Genomic DNA, 1,122 nt, shown 5'->3' with positions numbered 1-1,122 from the left:
CGCCGACTCATTCCCCTGGCACTCGGCCCCACACCGCCCGGGCCGGCCTGGCACGACGTCATCACACAGACAGAAGAAGCGTTGCGGCTGCGCAAACACGTGCCCGGCTCTCTTCCGGACATGGCCGAGCACCTGCACCACATTACCGGGGGCACAGTCCAACGTCTGGGCTACCTCGTCCGCAGTGGCGCTATCCGGGCCATCCGTGACGGCACGGAGTCCCTCAACCGCGAGTTGCTCGACACTCTGGCCGGCCCCTGGCTGCCAGAGGTCGACGAACCGTCCCACTCACCTTCGAGTGCAAGTGGCCAGCTATAACCGGACGTTCTCGCCATACGTCACATGATCAGCCATCTATCCTGAGACGGAGGACTCTCTGCCTCTCAAGCACTCGCGCGAGAAATGAAACAACAGTCCACACGCGAATAAATATCGCATCCCAAATAGGCTGAAACCGGACTTTCCCCTGGCCTCGGGAGAGCGAACCACCGAAAGCATGGCGGGCACACTGTCCGGCCCCTACCGTACTTCTATGGCCCATCAGCCAATTCCCGAAGATCCTTCCGATATCCCCATGGACGGAATGAGATACCTGCCCGGCCGCATCAAGGCGGCTCGGCAGAAGTGCGACCGCACTGTCAGCGGCCTGGAGAAAGCGCTGAGCGAGGCACGGGAAATGCAGGCCGAAATCGCCGCCATGGACGACACAACACAGTCGGCTCTGGCGACTCTGCGGTGTCAGTACGACCGTGCAGTCGACCTCGGCCTCATGGAATCGGCACCGGACGCCGTCACCCACCTGTGGGTCGTCCCCGGCGACGACAAGGATGAGGACGAGCCCGCCCCCGGCTCCCCCGCAGACGCAGCCTCCGCGACGGCCGCCTCGTCCACCCCGGAAGCCCCCGCAGCAGTGGCAACGGACAGCCCAGTTCTGGATGCACGCCTCAGCGAAGAGGTCGTCGTCCGGGGGCGGCGCATGCAGGAAATCCTGACGGTGGTGGGTTCCCGGCCCGACACCGACTGGGCGAGTGGAGACGTCGCTGACCTGCTGGGCGTCGCAAAGGGAGACAGGTCCGGCCGGCGGGCACTGCGCTCGAATCTGCGCTCCCTGGTCGACCGCGG

Annotated in this window: 1 protein-coding gene and 1 pseudogene; both read left to right on the top strand. The window is 65.1% G+C overall.

Annotated elements, in window-relative coordinates:
* A pseudogene (locus AB0M39_RS42185) lies at positions 1–318 on the top strand (hypothetical protein); the annotation flags it as partial.
* A gap of 214 nt (positions 319–532) precedes the next feature.
* The coding region (locus AB0M39_RS42180; RefSeq protein ID WP_365374547.1) for a hypothetical protein at positions 533–1,122 on the top strand (590 nt) is incomplete at its 3' end.

Source organism: Streptomyces sp. NPDC051907, assembly GCF_040681075.1.
Lineage (GTDB): Bacteria > Actinomycetota > Actinomycetes > Streptomycetales > Streptomycetaceae > Streptomyces.
Note: the sequence above shows the minus strand (reverse complement) of the source record. Positions and strands in the feature narration are given on the sequence as shown.